General features: G+C 71.1%; 21 protein-coding genes. 16 read left to right on the top strand and 5 right to left on the bottom strand.

Annotation, left to right across the window (positions count from 1 at the left end):
- The first annotated feature begins 330 nt into the window (after positions 1-330).
- The 9 genes from hemL (at position 331) to IE142_RS07065 (ending at position 9,771) form a co-directional block, all read left to right on the top strand.
- The gene (gene hemL / locus IE142_RS07105; RefSeq protein ID WP_191884876.1) at positions 331-1,647 is read left to right on the top strand and encodes a glutamate-1-semialdehyde 2,1-aminomutase; all 1,317 of its coding nucleotides are present in this window, start codon (positions 331-333) and stop codon (positions 1,645-1,647) included.
- Between the two features lie 35 nt (positions 1,648-1,682).
- Positions 1,683-2,330 (top strand): histidine phosphatase family protein, encoded by a 648-nt coding sequence (locus IE142_RS07100; protein ID WP_191885059.1) that lies wholly within the window; start codon positions 1,683-1,685, stop codon positions 2,328-2,330.
- Between the two features lie 141 nt (positions 2,331-2,471).
- Positions 2,472-3,773: a polysaccharide deacetylase family protein gene (locus IE142_RS07095; RefSeq protein ID WP_191884875.1), complete on the top strand. Its 1,302-nt coding sequence runs from the start codon at positions 2,472-2,474 to the stop codon at positions 3,771-3,773.
- A gap of 66 nt (positions 3,774-3,839) precedes the next feature.
- The gene (locus tag IE142_RS07090) at positions 3,840-4,490 is read left to right on the top strand and encodes a TlpA family protein disulfide reductase (RefSeq protein ID WP_191884874.1); all 651 of its coding nucleotides are present in this window, start codon (positions 3,840-3,842) and stop codon (positions 4,488-4,490) included.
- Position 4,491: 1 nt separating this feature from the next.
- Positions 4,492-5,262, top strand: coding sequence for a cytochrome c biogenesis CcdA family protein (locus IE142_RS07085; protein WP_191884873.1), 771 nt, complete (start codon positions 4,492-4,494; stop codon positions 5,260-5,262).
- A 3-nt stretch (positions 5,263-5,265) separates the two neighbouring features.
- On the top strand, positions 5,266-7,026 hold the full coding sequence (gene resB / locus IE142_RS07080; protein ID WP_191884872.1) for a cytochrome c biogenesis protein ResB: 1,761 nt from the start codon (positions 5,266-5,268) through the stop codon (positions 7,024-7,026).
- On the top strand, positions 7,023-8,162 hold the full coding sequence (gene ccsB, locus IE142_RS07075) for a c-type cytochrome biogenesis protein CcsB (protein ID WP_191884871.1): 1,140 nt from the start codon (positions 7,023-7,025) through the stop codon (positions 8,160-8,162). Before resB ends, ccsB begins: the two co-directional genes overlap by 4 nt.
- Before the next feature lie 86 nt (positions 8,163-8,248).
- Positions 8,249-8,854: an RNA polymerase sigma factor gene (locus tag IE142_RS07070; RefSeq protein WP_052412290.1), complete on the top strand. Its 606-nt coding sequence runs from the start codon at positions 8,249-8,251 to the stop codon at positions 8,852-8,854.
- Positions 8,851-9,771 (top strand): CU044_5270 family protein, encoded by a 921-nt coding sequence (locus tag IE142_RS07065; RefSeq protein ID WP_043381412.1) that lies wholly within the window; start codon positions 8,851-8,853, stop codon positions 9,769-9,771. The genes IE142_RS07070 and IE142_RS07065 overlap by 4 nt, the downstream gene beginning before the upstream one ends.
- On the opposite strand, the gene IE142_RS07060 is transcribed toward IE142_RS07065, so the two are convergent.
- From IE142_RS07060 to IE142_RS07045, 4 genes are all read right to left on the bottom strand, one after another.
- A complete protein-coding gene (locus IE142_RS07060) occupies positions 9,768-11,168 on the bottom strand; it encodes a condensation domain-containing protein (protein WP_191884870.1) in 1,401 nt (466 codons plus the stop codon). The genes IE142_RS07065 and IE142_RS07060 overlap by 4 nt on opposite strands.
- Positions 11,169-11,296: 128 nt before the next feature.
- Positions 11,297-11,650, bottom strand: a complete 354-nt coding sequence (locus IE142_RS07055; RefSeq protein WP_191884869.1) for a hypothetical protein — start codon at positions 11,648-11,650, stop codon at positions 11,297-11,299.
- A complete protein-coding gene (locus IE142_RS07050) occupies positions 11,647-12,288 on the bottom strand; it encodes a DUF6232 family protein (protein ID WP_191884868.1) in 642 nt (213 codons plus the stop codon). Before IE142_RS07050 ends, IE142_RS07055 begins: the two co-directional genes overlap by 4 nt.
- A 47-nt stretch (positions 12,289-12,335) precedes the next feature.
- Positions 12,336-13,067 (bottom strand): MerR family transcriptional regulator, encoded by a 732-nt coding sequence (locus IE142_RS07045; protein ID WP_191884867.1) that lies wholly within the window; start codon positions 13,065-13,067, stop codon positions 12,336-12,338.
- Between the two features lie 215 nt (positions 13,068-13,282).
- Between IE142_RS07045 and IE142_RS07040 the strand changes: the two genes are divergently transcribed.
- The 5 genes from IE142_RS07040 to IE142_RS07020 all read left to right on the top strand — a co-directional run bounded on the left by IE142_RS07040 (position 13,283) and on the right by IE142_RS07020 (position 16,912).
- Positions 13,283-13,690, top strand: coding sequence for a VOC family protein (locus tag IE142_RS07040; RefSeq protein ID WP_191884866.1), 408 nt, complete (start codon positions 13,283-13,285; stop codon positions 13,688-13,690).
- Positions 13,691-13,763: 73 nt separating this feature from the next.
- Positions 13,764-15,557, top strand: a complete 1,794-nt coding sequence (locus IE142_RS07035; protein ID WP_191884865.1) for a protein kinase domain-containing protein — start codon at positions 13,764-13,766, stop codon at positions 15,555-15,557.
- A gap of 51 nt (positions 15,558-15,608) precedes the next feature.
- A complete protein-coding gene (locus IE142_RS07030; RefSeq protein ID WP_191884864.1) occupies positions 15,609-15,947 on the top strand; it encodes an RICIN domain-containing protein in 339 nt (112 codons plus the stop codon).
- A gap of 150 nt (positions 15,948-16,097) precedes the next feature.
- On the top strand, positions 16,098-16,589 hold the full coding sequence (locus IE142_RS07025; RefSeq protein ID WP_141658514.1) for a DUF6232 family protein: 492 nt from the start codon (positions 16,098-16,100) through the stop codon (positions 16,587-16,589).
- On the top strand, positions 16,586-16,912 hold the full coding sequence (locus IE142_RS07020) for a hypothetical protein (protein ID WP_191884863.1): 327 nt from the start codon (positions 16,586-16,588) through the stop codon (positions 16,910-16,912). The genes IE142_RS07025 and IE142_RS07020 overlap by 4 nt, the downstream gene beginning before the upstream one ends.
- A 23-nt stretch (positions 16,913-16,935) precedes the next feature.
- Here IE142_RS07020 and IE142_RS07015 read toward each other — a convergent pair whose 3' ends face one another.
- Positions 16,936-17,289, bottom strand: coding sequence for a PLD nuclease N-terminal domain-containing protein (locus IE142_RS07015; RefSeq protein ID WP_191884862.1), 354 nt, complete (start codon positions 17,287-17,289; stop codon positions 16,936-16,938).
- Positions 17,290-17,363: 74 nt separating this feature from the next.
- Here IE142_RS07015 and IE142_RS07010 point away from each other — a divergent pair, with 74 nt between their 5' ends.
- Both IE142_RS07010 and mqnP read left to right on the top strand, forming a co-directional pair.
- On the top strand, positions 17,364-18,821 hold the full coding sequence (locus IE142_RS07010; protein WP_191884861.1) for a menaquinone biosynthesis decarboxylase: 1,458 nt from the start codon (positions 17,364-17,366) through the stop codon (positions 18,819-18,821).
- On the top strand, positions 18,818-19,723 hold the full coding sequence (gene mqnP / locus IE142_RS07005) for a menaquinone biosynthesis prenyltransferase MqnP (RefSeq protein WP_191884860.1): 906 nt from the start codon (positions 18,818-18,820) through the stop codon (positions 19,721-19,723). The genes IE142_RS07010 and mqnP overlap by 4 nt, the downstream gene beginning before the upstream one ends.
- Positions 19,724-19,745: the final 22 nt, after the last annotated feature.

Below are 19,745 nucleotides of genomic sequence, written 5' to 3'. Positions count from 1 at the left end.
AGGACGCGTGGCCCCCGCCGCGCAACCCGATCATCGTGTCAGTGACCTCCCCCACGGCCGCTCGCCGAAACGTACGGTCGGACATATGCCCGTCGTAGGTCCGTCGTACATCCGCGGGACGGCCGGCAGCCCCTCTCCTCGCCGCCCGCGTGAGCTGCGTGGATGGACTCCAGTCTGGCAGACGGCACGGCGGTCGGGCGGGTTGTCTACCCTGAATGAGGTCACCCTGGGCAACCAGGGACCGCGCGGGAGCCGAGCAGGGGCCGAACTAGGTCCGGGCCGGGCCCGGGAAGTCGGAGAAGGTCGAGAAGGTCGGAGAAGTCGCAGGTCATGAGCGAACTGGCATATCCATACGAAGCACCGGCCTCGCAGGCTCTGTTCGACCGCGCGGCGGCCGTCACGCCCGGCGGTGTGAACTCGCCGGTGCGGGCCTTCGGCGCCGTCGGCGGCACGCCCCGGTTCATGGTCTCCGGCACCGGGCCGTACCTGACCGACGCCGACGGCCGCGAGTACGTCGACCTGGTCTGTTCCTGGGGCCCGATGATCCTCGGGCACGCCCACCCCGAGGTGGTCGCCGCCGTGCAGGAGGCGGTCGCGCGCGGGACGTCCTTCGGTACGCCCGCCGAGGGTGAGGTCGCCCTCGCCGAGGCGATGGTGGAGCGGGTCGCGCCGCTGGAGGAGGTGCGGCTCGTGTCGAGCGGCACCGAGGCGACCATGTCCGCCATCCGGCTCGCCCGCGGGTTCACGCGGCGCACGAAGGTCGTCAAGTTCGCGGGCTGCTACCACGGTCACGTCGACTCGCTCCTCGCCGCCGCCGGCTCCGGCGTCGCCACCTTCGCGCTGCCCGACACCCCCGGTGTCACCGGCGCCCAGGCGAGCGACACGATCGTGCTGCCGTACAACGACCTGGACGCCGTGCACGCCGCCTTCGCCGCCCACCCCGGCGAGATCGCCTGCGTGATCACCGAGGCGTCCCCCGGCAACATGGGCGTCGTGCCGCCGCTGCCCGGGTTCAACCAGGGGCTGAAGGACGCGTGCGCCGCGAACGGTGCGCTGTTCGTGTCCGACGAGGTCATGACCGGCTTCCGGACCAGCCGCGCCGGGTGGTACGGGGTGGAAGGGGTCGTTCCCGACCTCATGACCTTCGGCAAGGTCATGGGCGGCGGTTTCCCGGCCGCGGCGTTCGGCGGGCGCGCCGACGTCATGGCGCACCTCGCCCCCGCCGGGCCCGTCTACCAGGCCGGCACCCTCTCCGGGAACCCGGTCGCCACCGCCGCCGGTCTCGCCCAGCTGCGCCTCCTCGACGACGCCGCGTACGCCAAGGTCAACGCCGTGTCGGAGCAGATCCAGGGGCTGGTCACCGAGGCGCTGAACAAGGAGGGCGTCGCGCACACGCTGCAGACCGCCTCCAACATGTTCTCCGTCTTCTTCACCGACGGCCCGGTGCGCAACTACGAGGACGCCAAGGCGCAGGAGTCCTTCCGCTTCACCGCCTTCTTCCACTCGCTCCTCTCCGACGGCGTCTACCTGCCGCCGTCCTCCTTCGAGTCCTGGTTCGTGTCCACCGCCCACGACGAGCGGGCCGTCCAGCGCATCGCCGACGCCCTCCCGGCGGCGGCCCGCGCGGCTGCGGAGGCGTCCGCGTGAGCCACGACAACGACGAGCTGACCGTCGTCCACGTCATGCGGCACGGCGAGGTGGAGAACCCCACCGGTGTCCTCTACGGCCGCCTGCCCGGCTACCACCTCTCCGACCTGGGCCGACGCATGGCCGACCGGGTCGCCGAGCACCTCGCCCCCCGCGACGTGAGGTACGTCGTCGCCTCGCCGCTGGAGCGGGCGCAGGAGACGGCGACGCCGATCGCCAAGGCGCACGGGCTGGACCTCGCCACCGACGCCCGGCTCATCGAGGCCGGCAACGTCTTCCAGGGCAAGACCTTCGGCATCGGTGACGGCGCGCTGCGCCGGCCCGCCAACTGGAGGCACGTGGTCAACCCGTTCAAGCCGTCCTGGGGCGAACCGTACGTCGACCAGGTGGTGCGGATGATGGGCGCGGTGGACGCGGCCAAGGAGCGGGCGCGCGGGCACGAGGCCGTGGTCGTCAGCCATCAGCTGCCGATCTGGATCCTGCGCTCGTACGTCGAGCGGCGGCGGCTGTGGCACGACCCGCGCAAGCGGCAGTGCACGCTGGCGTCCCTGACGACGTTCACCTACCGGGGCGACCGCATCGTCTCCGTCGGCTACACCGAGCCCGCCCGCGACCTCGTCCCACCCCACCTCCTCGCCGGCGCCAAGCCGGCCAAGGGGCAGGGCAAGGCGTACGGTGCCTGAGGGCGGCGGCCCCACCGGTCCGCCGTAAGACCCGGCGGCATGTGACGCTCGTTACGGAATCCGCACGTATTTCCGGAACGCGCACGTTCGTCACGTCCTCTGACTGAGTGACCACCAGAGGACGTGACGAACGAGGTTGCGATGCGCACTTCCACCCGCACTCTCACCCGCAGGGGGATGCTCGGACTCGGCGCTGGCGCCGCGGCCGCCGTCGGGCTCGCGGGCTGCGGTACCGGCTCCCACGCGGCGTCGGACGGCCCGCACCCGGCCGGGGGTTCCGGGAAGCCCTCGTCTTCCGGCGGCGACGAGGCCCCCGCGAAGCCCATCGGCGACGGCTCGACGTCGTACACCGGCAAGCAGCCCCACCAGCCGGACGCGCCCGTGCCGCTGGAGCCGGGTCAGACGCCGCCGCAGTTCGTCGTCTTCTCCTGGGACGGTGCGGGCGAGGTCGGCAACGGGCTCTTCCCGCGCTTCCTCGACCTCGCCCAGGAGCACGGCGCGCACATGACCTTCTTCCTCTCCGGGCTGTACCTGCTGCCCGAGTCGAAGAAGCGCCTCTACGACCCGCCGAACAACCCGCGCGGCGCCTCGGACATCGGCTACCTCACCGACGGCCACATCAAGGACACCCTCGCCAACGTCCGCCGGGCCTGGCTGGACGGCCACGAGATCGGCACCCACTTCAACGGGCACTTCTGCGGCGGCGGCGGTACGGTCGGCAACTGGACGCCCGCGCAGTGGCGCAGCGAGATCGACCAGGCGAAGTCCTTCGTGAAGGAGTGGCGGACCAACACCGGCTGGACCGACCTGCCCGCCCTGCCCTTCGACTACGGCAAGGAACTGGTCGGCGGTCGCACGCCCTGCCTCCTCGGCCAGGACAACCTGCTGCCCACCGCCCGCGAGCTCGGCTGGCGCTACGACGCCTCCTCGCCCGGCGGCCGTCAGGTGTGGCCGGCGAAGAAGGACGGGATCTGGGACCTGCCGCTCCAGCAGATGCCTTTCCCCGGGCACTCCTTCGAGGTGCTCTCGATGGACTACAACATCCTCGCCAACCAGTCCGTCAACTCCACCAAGGCGCCCGCCCACAACTACCCGGGCTGGCGCGAGCAGGCCACAAACGCCTACATATCCGGCTTCAAGCGGGCATACGAGACGAACCGGGCGCCGTTCTTCATCGGCAACCACTTCGAGGAGTGGAACGGCGGCATCTACATGGACGCCGTCGAGAACGTCATCGAGCACATCGCCAGGGAGAAGGAGAAGGGCGAGGACGTCCGGCTCGTCTCCTTCCGCCAGTTCACCGACTGGCTGGACGTGCAGGAGCCGGAGGTGCTGGCCAAGCTCCGGAGTGTCGAGGTGGGGCAGCGGCCGCCCGGCGGCTGGAACGCCTTCCTGAGGGACGTCGGCGCCGGCTCCTCGACACCCACCGGAAAGGCTGCCTGAAATGCGGGTTTCCGCCCGTGAGGGGGGTGCGCAAGATCCCCGGAACGGACATGCGAAACTTTTCACATGAGTGCCGCCAGCCGCGCCCCCCTGCGCTCGACCCGCACCGCCGTCCGCGTCCGCCGTCGCGCCGCCCTTGCCGCCGGCGTGGCAGTCTCAGCACTGCTCGTGTCCGCGTGCGGCTCCGGCGGCACCTCGGGCGGCGGCGGCCAGACCGGCTTCGTCACGGGCGCCGACGGGATCTCCACCGCCAAGAAGGGCGAGCGGGCCGACGCCCCCGACCTGTCCGGCAAGACCGTCGACGGCGGACACCTCGACGTCGACGACTACAAGGGCAAGGTCGTCGTCCTCAACGTGTGGGGCTCCTGGTGCCCGCCCTGCCGGGCCGAGGCCAAGAACTTCGAGAAGGTCTACCAGGACGTCAAGGACCAGGGCGTCCAGTTCGTCGGCATCAACACCCGCGACACCTCCACCGGCCCGGCGAAGGCCTTCGAGGAGGAGTTCGGGGTGAGCTACCCGAGCCTGTACGACCCGACCGGCAAGCTGATGCTCCGCTTCGAGAAGGGCACCCTCAACCCGCAGGCCATCCCCTCGACGCTGATCATCGACCGGGAGGGCAAGGTCGCCGCGCGCACCCTCCAGGCGCTCAGCGAGGAGAAGCTCCGCAAGATGCTGGAGCCCTACCTCAAGGACTCCTCCGGCAAGTCGGAGACGTGACGTGTCCGCAGCGATCACGCTCGCCGTGGAGGGATACAACGGCACGGTGCTCAACGGCGCCCTGCTGGTGGCCCTGCCCATCGCGCTGCTCGGGGGCCTCGTCTCCTTCTTCTCGCCCTGCGTCCTGCCGCTCGTCCCCGGCTACCTCTCCTACGTGACCGGAGTCACCGGCACCGACCTCCAAGAGGCCCGGCGCGGCCGGATGGTCGCCGGGGCCTCGCTCTTCGTCCTCGGTTTCACCGCCGTGTTCGTCTCCAGCGGTGCGCTGTTCGGCTACTTCGGCGAAACGCTGCAGTCCAACCGGGGCGTGCTGACCAAGGTGCTGGGCGTCTTCATGATCCTCATGGGCGTCTTCTTCATGGGCCTGATGCCCTGGCTCACCCAGCGCGAGTTCCGCTTCCACAAGAAGCCCGTCAGCGGCCTGGTCGGCGCCCCCGTCCTCGGCGCCCTGTTCGGCATCGGCTGGACGCCCTGCATCGGCCCGACGCTCTCGTCCGTACTGGTGCTCTCCGCCGAGCAGGGCACCGCCGGCCGCGGCGCGATACTGACCGTCGCCTACTGCCTGGGCCTCGGCCTGCCCTTCGTGCTCGCCGCGGTCGCCTTCCGCAAGGCGCTCGGCGCCTTCGGCTGGATCAAGCGCCACTATGTGTGGGTCATGCGGATCGGCGGCGGCATGATGATCGCGACCGGCCTGCTCCTGCTGACCGGTGCCTGGGACAGCATCGTGCAGGACATGCAGACCTGGTCCAACGGCTTCACTGTAGGGATCTGACCGATGAGCAACACCACGACCGGCAAGACCCCGGCCGACAAGGCCCCGGCGGCCAGGACCCCGGCGGCCGGCGAGGACCAGGACCTCGGCGCCGCAGGCTCCCAGCTGACCACCGCCCCCAAGGAGGAGGCACCGAACCTCCCAACCCTCGGCGTCATCGGCTGGGCCCGCTGGTTCTGGCGGCAGCTCACCTCGATGCGGGTGGCGCTGCTGCTGCTCCTGCTGCTGTCGCTGGGCGCCATCCCCGGCTCGCTGATCCCGCAGGAGGGCGTCGACGCCCTCAAGGTGGAGGAGTTCCGCGAGAACCACGACGTCCTGGCGCCGGTCTACGACAAGCTCGGCCTCTTCCACGTCTACAGCTCGGTGTGGTTCTCCGCGATCTACATCCTGCTGTTCGTCTCCCTCATCGGCTGCATCGTGCCGCGCACCTGGCAGTTCGTCGGCCAGCTGCGCGGCCGTCCGCCCGGCGCCCCCCGGTGGCTGACCCGGCTGCCCGCGTACACCACCTGGCGCACCGGGGCCGAGCCCGAGGAGGTCCGCGAGGCCGCGCTGAAGCTGCTGCGGAAGCGCCGCTTCCGCGCCCACGCCGTCGGTGAAGCCGTCGCCGCCGAGAAGGGCTACGTGCGCGAGGCCGGCAACCTGGTCTTCCACGTCGCGCTGATCGTGATGCTGATCGCCTTCGCCTGGGGCCAGCTCTTCAGGTACGAGGGCAACAAGCTGATCCTGGAGGGCGACGGCTTCTCCAACACCCTCACGCAGTACGACGACTTCAGGTCCGGCAACCTCTTCGACCCGGACCACGACCTGGCCCCCTTCAGCTTCACCCTGAAGGACTTCCACGGCACCTACGAGCCGTCCGGCCCCAACCGCGGCACCCCCCGCGTCTACGAGGCCAAGGTCGCCTACAGCGAGGGAGCCTACGGCGAGGAGAGGTCGACCACCATCAAGGTCAACGAGCCGCTGGAGATCGACGGCTCGAAGGTCTACCTCGTCAGCCACGGCTACGCGCCCGTCCTCACCGTCAGGGACGCCAAGGGCAAGGTCGTCATGGACAAGGAGGCGACCGCCCTGCTGCCGCTGGACGCCAACGTCACCTCCTCCGGCGCCGTCATGGTCCGCGACGGCTACCGCAACGCCGAGGGCGAGAGGGAGCAGCTCGGCTTCAACGCCTTCTTCCTGCCGACCTACGGCGGCGAGGGCAGCACGATGCTGTCGACGTTCCCCGCGCTGATCAACCCGATGCTGGCGCTCTCCGCCTACCACGGCGACCTCGGCGTGGACGCGGGCTTCGCGAAGAGCATCTACCAGCTCGACAAGACCAACCTGGAGGAGTTCAAGGACTCCGACGGGGAGCTGTTCAAGAAGCAGCTCAAGGTCGGGGAGACCATGACGCTGCCGGACGGCGCCGGCACGGTCACCTTCGACGGCGTCCAGGAATGGGCCGGTTTCCAGGTCACCCGGCAGCCCGCCAGCGGCTGGGCGCTCGCGGGCGCCGTCGCCGCGATCCTCGGCCTCGCCGCCTCCCTGTTCATCCAGCGCCGCCGCGTCTGGGTGCGGGCCGTCAAGGGCGCCGACGGCGTCACGGTCGTGGAGATGGCCGGCCTCGGGCGGAGCGAGTCCGCGAAGGTCCCCGAAGAGCTCGGCGACCTGGCCGGGATCCTGTACGAGCAGGCACCCGACGCACCCGACGCGCCGAAGAACGACGACGACTCCCCCGAATCCCCCGACACCCACGTCGTACCTGCCGAAGGGGCTGAGAAGTGACTCTCGCCGCCGCAATCGATCTGGCCGCCGCGACCAACGAGGACCTCGCGAACGCCAGCAACACGCTGATCTACTCCGCGATGGCGGTCTACACGCTGGCCTTCTTCGCGTACATCGCCGAGTGGCTCTTCGGCAGCCGCAGCAAGGTCGGCCGCACCGCCGCCGCGCTCACCGCGACCGGTGCGGCCAGGGCGACGGCGAAGGCCGGGCCGGACGTGACCGTGAACAAGGCCGGCGGCACCGCCGTACTGGAACGGCCCAAGGTCGTCGTCCGCGCAGCCACCGGCTCCCGCGACGTACCGGACGGGCCGGGCGCGCACGGCGGCACCGAGAAGGGCGACCTGTACGGCCGGATCGCCATCTCGCTCACCGTGCTCGCCTTCGCCCTGGAGGCCGCCGGCGTGATCGCCCGCGCGCTGTCCGTGAAGCGGGCGCCGTGGGGCAACATGTACGAGTTCAACATCACCTTCACGACGACCGCCGTCGGCGTGTACCTGGTGCTGCTCGCACTGAAGAAGAACGTCCGCTGGCTCGGCCTCCCACTGACCACCACGGTCCTGCTCGACCTCGGCCTCGCCGTCACGGTCCTGTACACCGCCAGCGACCAGCTCGTCCCCGCGCTGCACTCGTACTGGCTGTACATCCACGTCTCGACGGCGATCTTCTGCGGCGCGGTGTTCTACGTCGGCGCGGTCTCCACGATCCTCTACCTGTTCAAGGACTCGTTCGAGGACAAGCTCGCCTCCGGCGGCACCCCCGGCCGCTTCGCCAACTCGGTCCTGGACCGCCTGCCGGCCGCCGCCTCCCTCGACAAGTTCGCCTACCGCGTCAACGCCGCCGTCTTCCCGCTGTGGACGTTCACGATCATCGCGGGCGCGATCTGGGCGGGCGACGCCTGGGGCCGCTACTGGGGCTGGGACCCGAAGGAGACCTGGTCGTTCATCACCTGGGTCGCCTACGCCGGTTACCTGCACGCCCGCGCCACCGCCGGCTGGAAGGGCCGCAAGGCCGCCTACCTGGCCCTGGCCGCCTTCGCCTGCTGGCTGTTCAACTACTACGGCGTGAACATCTTCGTCTCCGGCAAGCACTCCTACGCGGACGTGGGCCTGGGCGCCCTCCGGTCCGTCGGCTTCTGACCCGCCCGACGAACCCACGGCGATGGCCGGTTCCCGTGACCCACGTCACGGGAACCGGCCTTCCGCGTACGGACAGGCGAAAGGGCGTGGATACGAATCTGCGGAACCGCGTCCGCGCGGGGGACCACGACGCATTCGGTGATCTCTTCGACGCGTACGCACGCTCCGTCTACAACCACGCCTTCCGCCTCACCGGTGACTGGGCGAGCGCCGAGGACGTCGTCTCGCTGACGTTCCTGGACGCCTGGCGGCTGCGCGGGCGCGTCGACGAGGAGGGCGGCTCCCTGCGGCCCTGGCTGCTGGGCATCGCCACCAACGTCACGCGCAACACCCGCCGCGCCGCCCGTCGGCACGCCGCCGCCGTCGCCCGGCTGCCCCGCGACGAGTCCGTACGCGACTTCGCCGACGAGGTCGCGGGCCGGGTGGACGACACCGCGCAACTGGCGCTCGTACGGACCGCCCTGGCACGGCTGCGGCGGGCCGAGCGGGAGGTGCTGGCGCTGTGCGTGTGGTCGGGCCTGGACTACCGCGCCGCCGCCGACGCCCTCGGGGTGCCCGTGGGCACCGTGCGGTCCCGGCTCTCCCGCGCACGGACGAAGCTCGCGAGATACACGGAACCCCCCGGGGAGCGCGGACAGCTGAAAGGTGACCGCGGCCCCGCGGTCAGGCCCATCACGGAGGGAAACCGATGACCCGCCTTCCCGAACACGACCTCCCGCCGGGCCGTCACCGACTCCTCAAGGAGCACTTGATGACCGAGATCCGGCGCACGGCACCGTCCGCTCCCGCTCCGACTCCCGCCCGCGGGCCGTCCCGGTGGAAGCGGCCCGCCCTGGTGGCCGCGGCCGTCACGGCGGTGGTCGCCGCCCTCACCGTCGCCCTGCCGACCGACGAGTCCGCACCACCCGCCTCGAAGGAGGCGGTGGCCCTCCTGGAGGACATCGCGCTGGCGGCGGAGCGGACGCCGGCGCCGGCCGGCATCAGGGACGACCAGTTCGTGTACATCAAGAGCGAGGGCGGCTGGACGGTGCAGGAAGGCGACGGGCCCGCGCGGCTCCAGCCCGTCCACCAGCGCGAGGTCTGGCTGTCGGTGGACGGCTCGCGGGAGGGCATGCTGCACTCGCCCTTCGACCGGTCCGACCACGCACCGCTGGAGAAGCCGGCCCCCGGCGTCCCGTCCAGCACCGACTACCGCCACCTCCAGACCCTCCCCACCGACCCGGACGCCATGTACGAGTGGCTGGACAGCGTCAGCGAGGGGAGCGACAGCAAGGACGAGGCGAACTTCGTCCTCGTCGGCGACCTCGCCCGCGAGTCCCTGATGCCGCCCGCCCAGGCCGCCGCGCTCTACCGGGCCGCGGCGAGGATCCGCGGCGTCTTCGTCGTCGACGACGCCGTCGACGCGGCCGGCCGGCACGGTGTCGCGGTCGCCCGGATCGACGACGGGGAGCGCGTCGAGCTCATCTTCGACCGGGAGACCAAGGAGTTCCTGGGCGAGCGCGAGGTGGCCGTCGAGGACTTGTCCTGGGGCTTCGAGAAGGGCGAGGTGACCGGACGCTTCGCCGTCCTGGAGCGGGCCGTGGTGGACCGGGCGGGTCAGCGCCCCTAGGGGCGGGCGCGGGCGACGCCCGCGACGATGTCCCGCAGCCGCTCCACGTACAGGTTCAGGTTCTTGTGCGCGATGTCGGTGTCCGGATGGCGGGCGGCGAACCACAGGCCCTCCGGGAGCCGGGTGACCCACGCGCACACCTGGTCGCCGTACGACACGCGCAGCAGGGCGTACGCCGTCCGGTCCGGCCAGCGGCCGGAACCGGGGACGTCGCGGGCGTCGACGTAGGAGACGATCGAGTACAGGTCGGGCGAGGTGGGCCGGAAGTCCGTGCCGAGCAGGCGCAGCACCCGGTCGATCGGCATGCGGGACATCCGCCGGTTGGCCTGGAGCTGGGCGCGGACGGTGCGCAGGGCGTCCGTGAAGTCGTGGACCCTCGCCACGGGGACCTCGATCGGCGCGCCGCCCACGTACCAGCCCACGGACTCCGACCACTGGGACCGCGACCGGGTGTGGAACGGCACGACGGTGCGGTAGACGGGCTCACCCCCGATCTCGTGGACGACTCGCGCGGTGGCGGCCAGGACACCGACCAGGCTGCCGCCGTAGGGGCGGCAGTACGCCTCGAACGCGGCGGCGTCGGCCGCGTCCACCAGTGGCCCGCGCAACAGCTTCTGCTCGGGCAGCGGGCCGCCCGGCTCCAGGCCGAGGTCGACGGGGAAGGAGGGCAGCCGCCCGTCGCACCGCCGGATGAACTCCCGCCAGCGGCCCACGATGTCGTGGTCGCCGTCGATCCGGTCGGCGTCCGCCCGCTCGGCCTCGCAGAAGTCGACGTAGCTGCCGACCCGGGGCCGCGGCACGGACCGGCCCTCGACGCCGGCCGCGTACAACTCGTCGATCTCGGCGGGGATGCGGTAGATGGAGTAGGCGTCGACGTTGCTGTGGTCGAAGGCCATGTAGACGCTGACGCCGTCGTCGCGGACGACCGCCGTGTAGATGAGGTTGGGCCAGCGCAGCGCGTCGGCGACGCCGTCGAAGCGGTCCTGGAGGTGGCGGGCCAGTTCCGTCGCGTCCGGGAAGTCGCCGACGTCCTCGCGGTGCAGGGACACCGCGTCCGCGTCGAGGGTGAAACGCCGCATCGGGTCCCCGCTCCCCCCGCCCCACCGGAAGCCGCTGCGCAGCGTCTCGTGCCGCAGCGTCCAGGCGCGCAACGCCTCCTGGAGCGCGTCGAGGTCGACCGGGCCGGGGATGTCGAAGGCCGCGCCGAGCCAGGTCGGCACGAAGAGACCGTCGTCGCGGACCGACCGGGCCGTCCGGATGTGCGACTCCTGGATGTACGCAGGCGGCCGCGCGTCCTCGGGCAGCGCTGCCGCGACCTCGACGGTCGCCGGACTGAGCGTCCACTCGACGAGGCGCCCGGGCCGGATCTCGCAGCGGTGGATGTCGGTCAGTCGCACGAGGGGTCTCCGTTCGCAGATGTACAGACCCGACCAAGGGAATGACGAGCCCGCGGCCGTGCACCTGCTGTGTCGGCACGGTTCAACGGAACGGATGGCCCCTCGAACGACGGTACGAAGAACTGCCGTCAACCGCCGAGCAGCGCGAGGACGCTGTTCACCGCCTCGACGACGGGCTGGCCGACCGCTCCCACCGTGGCGGCGATGCCCGCCACCGCCATCAGGGCGCGGTGCCGCTGCTGCGGCTGGACGCCGGGAGCCGCGGTGATGTCCGGCAGGCAGTCGTCGAGGGACCGCGCGCTGGCCGGCGGCACCTGTGCACGCAGCTCGTCGAGCAGCTCGACCAGCTGCTGGATCGCCGCCTCCAGGGCGGGCGACGCCTCCGTCGCGGCGGGCGCCGCCTGGTTCTTGACGATGCCGGTGTTGCCGAGGCCGCCGTGCATCGAGACGCTGTCGCCGAAGTAGTAGTTGTCGCCGCTCAAGATTTCCCCATCCCTACGTTTCCCGATCCGCCGTACATGTTGACGTTGTCGCCGAAGTAGTAGTTGCTGGGGTTGACCAGGAGCTGCTCGACCTCGACGTGGAACTCCGCCTCGGGATTCTCGATGGCCTGCACGATGGGCGCGACGAGTCGGTCCAGCTGGTGCGGGTCGGAGCTGGTCACCATCGCGATGGACGGCCCGGACGTCTCCACCGCCAGGACGTACTGGGCCGGTGCCGACAGCACGGAGAACAGATCCACGATGCTGAACACCAGCGCCGCGACGGCCCCGATCCACACGAAGGTGAGGATGCCGCCGGCCATCGAGCTGTCCGCGATCGCCGTCAGCCCGGCGACGATCGTCAGCGCGAAGGCCACCGACAGGATCAGCGCCGTGCGCTTCAGGAACCGCAGCGTGGCCTCCTTGCGCCGGGGCATCATGGTGAAGGTGTACACCCGGGTGATGTTCTGCAGGGGGTACGCCGCCGCGCCGACCCACAGCAGCCGCTTGCCGACCCGCAGGTCGACGGCCCGGACGGTCCGCGGTGGCACGGCGGGCGGCGGCGGGATGTCGTACTGGCCCGGTGGCTGGGTTCTCTGGCCGGGTGGCTGGAACTCCTGGTGCGGGGCACTCTCCATGTTTTCCTGAGCCTCCGTCGGCTGAGGGGCCGTCAGTAAGTGATCCATTAACCACGCAGGGTGTCGTCGGTGCAAGTCAGATACGTGTGCAGCCGGCCGGCGCCCTTCAGGGCGGCCCGTGTGCGGGCGGTGACCGCCTGTTCCCGGGCGGCGATCGCCGTTCGCAGCCCCTCGCCGCCGCCCTCCCGCCGCAGGCCGTCCAGGACCGGACGGATCTGCTCGAACGGGTAGTGGCTGCGGCGCAGCGTGTGCACGACCCGTGCGTCGCGCACGTCGGCCGGGGCGTACACGCGGTACCCGGTCCCGCGTTCCCGTCCGGGCGTGAGCAGCCCCGCCGCCTCCCACACCCGCAGCGCCGACGTCCGTACGCCGACCAGCGCGGCCACCTCACCGATGCGCAGGCCACCGTTGCCCGGCACCGGTTCCGCCCCCTGCGCATCCAGCGCCTCCAGCGCCTCGCGCGCGGCCCGCAGCGAGCCCCGCTCCCCGTGCAGGGCGGCGTGCGCGGCGTCCACGAGGGCGAGCGCGCCGGAAACGTCCCCCTCGTGCACGGTCCGCATGATCCGCGTCGCCGTCACCGGCCCGTAGCCGTTCTGGAGCGTCCGGTACGTCAGCAACGCCTGCCGGTGCCGCTCGCCGAAGACCCGGTACCCGGACTCCGTCCGCTCGGCTGCGGGGAGGACACCGGCGTCCTCGTAGTTGCGGATCTGCTGAGTCGAGAGACCGGCCGTGCGGGCCAGGTCCACGGTGCGGAGACGGCGGCGGTCGTCGGTGGTCATCGGTCCGCAGCCTATGCGCGGCCCTCGGAGCCGGCACCCGCCGCTTCGATCATTGACGCGTCGGAGGAGTGAGGAGTACCACGAGGATCGGCGGGGACGAGAACGAGTTCGGCGCGGCGACCTCGGGTCTCGACGCCGGAACGGCGGTCGGCAGCTGTCCTACATCGCTCCTAGCGTGCGCCTCAAGACAGCCCCGACCGACCAGGAGCGAACCCATGAACCTCGTCTCGATCCGCGTCATCACGAGCGACGTCGACCGCCTCGTCGACTTCTACGAGCGCGTCACCGGAGTGAAGGCGAACCGGTACACCGAGGACTTCGCCGAACTCCGCACCGGCTCCGGCACCCTCGCGATCGGCAGCACACGGACGGTGCCGCTCTTCGCACCCGGCTCCGCCCACCCGGCCGACAACCGCAGCGCCGTCATCGAGTTCCTCGTCGACGACGTGGACGCCGTGCACCGCGACCTGACCGGATTCGTCGACGACATCGTCAAGGAGCCCACGACGATGCCCTGGGGCAACCGTGCCTTCCTGTTCCGCGACCCCGACGGCAACCTGGTCAACTTCTTCACCCCGGTGACCCCAAAAGCCGTCGAGAGGTCCACCGCGGCCACCGGCTGAGAGCCGCCCCTATGCTGGCACTGCCCGTACGGAGAGACGGATACGGGGAGGGACCGCACGCCGGGAGGCATCTGTGTCAGCGCTGGAACCCGACGATCCGCGCTCCGTCGGGGAGTACCGGTTGCTGAGCCGACTGGGCGTGGGCGGCATGGGCCGGGTCTACCTCGGCCGATCGCCGGGCGGCCGGCTCGTCGCGGTCAAAGTGGTCCACGCCGAGCTGCTGCGCAGGCCGGAGTTCCGCCAGCGCTTCCGCCGCGAGGTGCAGGCGGCCCGGACGGTCAGCGGCGCCTTCACCGCTCCCGTCGTCGACGCCGACCCGGACGCGCCCCGGCCCTGGCTGGTCACCAGCTACATCGCCGGGCCGTCGCTGGAGCGGGCGGTCGCCGAGCGGGGGCCGTTCGAGCCGGGGGCGGTGCTCGCGCTGGCGGCCGGGCTGGCCGAGGCGCTGGTGTCCATCCACGCCGCGCACCTCGTCCACCGCGACCTCAAGCCGTCCAACGTCCTCCTCGCCGAGGACGGGCCGCGCGTCATCGACTTCGGCATCGCGCGCAGCGTCGACGCCGAATCGATCACCGGCACCGGGCACATGGCGGGCTCGCCGGGATTCATGTCCCCCGAGCAGGTCAACGGGGACGAGGTGACCTGGGCCAGCGACGTCTTCTGCCTGGGCGCGGTCCTGGCCCACGCGGCGACCGGCGCCAACCCGTTCGGCGGCGGACCGACCCCCGCGCTCCTCTACCGCGTCGTGCACAACGCCCCCGACGTGGACGCCGTCACCGACCCGGTCCTGCGCGCCCTCGTCGACGACTGCCTCGTCAAGGACCCTGCCCGCCGGCCGACCCCGCGCGAGATCCTCGCCCGGATCGGCCCGTACGTCGGCGAGACCACGGTGGCCCTCCCGCTCGCCGGCCACTGGAACCCGGGCCTCCGCCCGACCGGCACGGACGCGACACCCACCGGGGCCGCCCCGGCTCCCGCCCGGCCCACCGAGGTCACCCCGCCCGCCGCCGTGCCCCCGGCGACCCGGGTGGAGGCCGTGGGGCCGTCGGCGCCCGGTGCACAGGACGTGCGCCCCGCCGCGCCGGACCCGCGCGGGGGCGACCGCGGCCGGCGGGCGTTCCTGCTCTCCGGCGCGGGCGCGATCGCCGCGCTCGGCGTCGGAACGGGATTCTGGCTCAACCGCTCGGCCACCTCACAGGGGACCGGCGTCACGCCCGCGCCGTCACCCTCGCCCTCCACCGCCGGCCCGCGCCTGCCCCGCCCCGTCGGTCGCTGGCCCCTCGACGAGACCTCCGGCGCGATCGCGCGGGACACCGCCGGCGGGCACGACGGCACCGCGACCGCCGTCGCCTGGCAGCCCGGCGGGGCCGGCGCCGCCTTCGACGGGGCCGGCAGCCAGATCGTGACCGACGGCCCGGTGCTGAAGACGGGAGCGGGCCGGAGTTTCACGGTCGCGGCCTGGGTCCGCCTGGCCGCCGTACCGGGCATCTTCGCCACCGCCGTCAGCCAGGAGAGCGGCGGCGCCAGCGGCTTCTACCTCCAGTACTCCAGCGAGGACAAGGGCTGGGCCTTCGCCCGCCCCGGCCGTCGCGCCGTCGCCCGCACCGCCCCCGCCGCGCACGTCTGGACCCACCTGGCCGGCGTCTGCGACGGCGAGGCCCGCAAGCTGCTGCTGTACGTCGACGGCGTGCAGGAGGCCGTCGTCGAGGACCCCGACCCGATGCCCGCCACCGGCGCCTTCATGATCGGCCGCGCGTCCTTCGGCGGGGAGCCCCGCGACTTCTTCCCCGGCGCCGTGCGCGACGTACGGGCCTTCGACCGGGCTCTGTCCCCGGCCGGGATCAAGACGCTGACGGGACGCGGCTGACCGCGTTCACCCGACGCGTGCAGCATCGCACTTGGACCTTTCGTGCCAAAGATGCGGCTTCCCGTGGGTGGCGTCGGCGGCCGGTACGCCGCCCCCGGCAGCGTCCGCCCCGGCTCCTGCGCCGCCGAGGCAGCCGTCTGGAACCTCCAGGGCACGTCCTCCGGCACCTACCGGATCGTCAACAAGGCGACCGGCAACTGCCTGAGCAGCTACGGCGCGCTCCACACCGGATACTGCGGCTCGCAGAGCGGCCAGGAGTGGCGCTTCGGCCCGAACGGCTCGGTGGTCGCCCCCAACACCGGCAAGCGCATGGAGGAGTCCAGGGTGGGCGGCACGGTCATGATGCAGAAGTGCGACGGCTCCGCCGTGCAGCGCTGGGCCCGCTCCTGAGGCACGGGCGTGGCCGGCCGTGCTCCGCCGCTTGCGGACCGTAGATGGCCGGATCGCCTTGTTGCTGTCGGGAGTTGGTCACCCTAGTGTGTCAAGGAGTGGTAAAAAACGGGGGCTGGGGGCTTGGTGCAGGGAAGAGAAACCGTCGACGTGCGTGTCAGCCGTCGCGTGCTGTGGCTGCGCGACGACGCCTACCCGCTGCAGAACATCGCTCGGGCGAAGACCGTCGAGATACCGACCCGTCGTACCGGCGAAACGCTGAAGTTCCTCGCCGGTGGCGTGGGAATGACCCTGTTCGGCGTCATCCTCATTGCGATCCTTGACGCACTGCCCTCGTGGGGCTTCGTTACCTTCCTCGGCTACGCGGTACGCATCTGCGGAATCATCTTCTATCTGCTCCTGGCCTTCGCCCTGTACGAGATCCTGACCCGCAAGCTGCTGTACGCGTTGGTGATCGAGACGTCCGGAAACCCGGCCACCCTGGTGGCGAGCGAGGACCGCGCGGTCGTGGACGACCTCGTCGTCAAGATCATGGACGCGATCGACGACCCCGGCGCGGAGTTCCAGGTCTCGGTGGAGAACTTCCACGTCGGCGACAGGATCCAGCAGATCGGCAACGGCAACACAGGGGTGAGGCGATGAGCGGGGACATGCACTTCGGCGACCGGGTCAGCCAGTACGGCGACAACAACACGGGCATCGTCCACAACTACGGACCCGCGGACCCCGCAGTCGCCCGCGCCCGGATGATCGAGGCCGTCCAGGACCTGCGCACGCACCTCTCGGACGCCGACCGGCAGGTGATCGACCAGTGCCTGCCGGAACTGGAGGCGGCCGACGGGAGCGACCCCACGCGTCTTCGGAACGTGCTCGCGGCGGTGTCGGGTATCGCGGTGCTGGTGGGAGACGTGGGGGCGCCCGTCGTCGAGGCCGTCCGGAACTTCCTGAACGCCCTCGGCGCATAGCGCACCGTCCGCTCGTAGGGCGTTCAGTCGGCCCGGGGGTCCTCGTCCTTCTGACGGTCCTCGCGCCCGTCCCCGTCCGCGTCCCTGTCCCCGCCCTTCTCGTCGTCCTTGCCCAAGGACTTCAGGAAGTCGGGATTGTCGTCCGGCGCCACCCACTGCCGCCGCCCGCCGCCCTGCCAGGGCGACGAGCCGGCCGGCTGCCGCTTCTTGCCGGCGATGATCCAGGAGATCGACCCGACCAGCGGGAACAGCAGCACGAGGATCGCCCACAGCGGCTTGGGCATGTGGCGGATGTCGTCGTCCTTCGTGCTGATGCAGTCGATGAACGCGTAGACGCTCAATGCCAGTGGGATCAGGAACATCAGCACCCGAAGCATGAGCCTCTCCAGCGAAGCGGTGGGGTACAGGGTCGGTACAGGGCCAGGGTAGCCGCTCGGGGATACTGGACCGCATGGCTTACGACGATCTTCGCTCCCTGCTCAGGGCCCTGGAGCGCGACGGCGACCTCAAGCGCGTCAAGGTCGAGGTGGACCCGTACCTGGAGGTCGGGGAGATCGTCGACCGGGTGAACAAGGCCGGTGGCCCCGCTCTCCTCTTCGAGAACGTGAAGGGCTCCGACATGCCCCTCGCGATGAACGTCTTCGGCACCGACCGGCGCCTGCTCAAGGCCCTCGGCCTGAAGTCGTACTCCGACATCTCGGACAAGATCGGCGGGCTGCTGAAGCCCGAGCTGCCCCAGGGCTTCGTCGGCATCCGCGAGGCCTTCGGCAAGCTCGGCGCGATGACGCACGTACCGCCGAAGAAGGTGAAGGGCGACAGCGCCCCTGTCCAGGAGGTCGTCCTGCACGGCGACGACGTGGACCTCGAACGGCTCCCCGCCCTCTTCACCTGGCCGGACGACGGCGGCTCCTTCTTCAACCTCGGGCTCACCCACACCAAGGACCCGGAGACGGGCATCCGCAACCTGGGTCTGTACCGGCTCCAGCGCCACGACAAGCGCACCATCGGCATGCACTGGCAGATCCACAAGGACAGCCGGAACCACTACCAGGTCGCCGCCCGGCGCGGCGAGCGCCTGCCGGTCGCCATCGCCTTCGGCTGCCCGCCCGCCGTGACGTACGCCTCCACCGCCCCGCTCCCCGGCGACATCGACGAGTACCTCTTCGCCGGGTTCCTGCAGGGCAAGCGGATCGAGATGGTCGACTGCAAGACGGTCCCGCTCCAGGTCCCCGCGCAGGCGGAGGTCGTCATCGAGGGCTGGCTGGAGCCCGGCGAGATGCTCCCCGAGGGCCCCTTCGGCGACCACACCGGCTTCTACACCCCGCAGGAGCCCTTCCCCGCCCTGAGGATCGACTGCGTGACGATGCGGAAGCGTCCGCTGCTCCAGTCGATCGTGGTCGGGCGGCCCCCGACGGAGGACGGCCCGCTGGGCCGGGCCACGGAGCGGTTCTTTCTTCCGCTCCTCAAGATCATCGTCCCGGACATCGTGGACTACCACCTCCCCGAGGCCGGCGGCTTCCACAACTGCGCGATCGTCTCGATCGACAAGAAGTACCCCAAGCACGCCCAGAAGGTGATGCACGCCATCTGGGGCGCGCACATGATGTCCCTGACCAAACTGATCGTGGTCGTCGACTCCGACTGCGACGTCCACGACCTGCACGAGGTCGCCTGGCGGGCGCTCGGCAACACCGACTACGCCCGCGACCTCACCGTCGTCGAAGGCCCGGTCGACCACCTCGACCACGCCTCCTACCAGCAGTTCTGGGGCGGCAAGGCCGGCATCGACGCCACGAAGAAGCTGCCCGAGGAGGGGTACACGCGAGACGGGGGCTGGCCGGACATGGTGCTGTCCGACCCGGAGACGGCGGCGAAGGTCGACCGCCGCTGGAAGGAGTACGGACTGTGACGTCGGCTTCCGCCGCGCTGCCGCAGCAGCCGGGGCGCACCAAGGCGTTCCTGCGCCTGGTGATGATCGAGCACTCGGTCTTCGCCCTGCCCTTCGCCTACATCGCCGCGCTGACCGCGATGTACGAGTGGGACGCGAACATCCACTGGGGCCGGCTGCTCCTGGTCACCGTCGCGATGGTGGGCCTGCGCACCTTCGCGATGGCGGTCAACCGGATCATCGACCGCGAGATCGACGCCCGCAATCCGCGCACCGCCCACCGCGAACTGGTCACCGGCGCCATGTCGGTCAAGCACGCCTGGACCGGCGCGCTGATCGCCCTGGTCGTCTTCCTGGGCGCGGCGGCCCTGCTCAACCCGCTCTGCCTCGCCCTCGCCCCCATCGCCGTCGTCCCGATGGTGGTCTACCCCTACGGCAAGCGGTTCACGAACTTCCCGCAGGCCATCCTCGGACTCGCCCAGGCGATGGGCCCGATCGGCGGCTGGCTGGCGATCACCGGCAGCTGGTCCTGGGACGCCGTGATCCTCGGCCTCGCGGTCGGCATCTGGATCGGCGGCTTCGACCTGATCTACGCCTGCCAGGACGTCGAGACCGACCGGCGGGTCGGCGTGAAGTCGGTCCCGGCCCGCTTCGGCATCCCCGCCGCCATCCGGGGCGCCCGCGCCTGCCACACGGTCACCACGGCCCTGTTCGTCTGGTACGCCGTCGCCACCGACGCGGGTGTCTTCTTCTGGCTCGGCCTGCTCATCGTCGCGGGCGCCTTCGGCTACGAGCACACCATCGTGCGCCCCCATGACTTGACCCGCCTGAACAGGGCGTTCTTCAGCGTCAACGGCTTCATCGGCATCGCGCTGTTCGTGTGCGCGCTGCTGGATCTGCTGGTGCGGGGGCTCACGGTCTGAAAACCCTGAGCCTGCGACTAGG

Source organism: Streptomyces mutabilis, from assembly GCF_014649815.1.
In the GTDB taxonomy this organism is placed as follows: domain Bacteria; phylum Actinomycetota; class Actinomycetes; order Streptomycetales; family Streptomycetaceae; genus Streptomyces; species Streptomyces mutabilis.
Note: the sequence above shows the minus strand (reverse complement) of the source record. Positions and strands in the feature narration are given on the sequence as shown.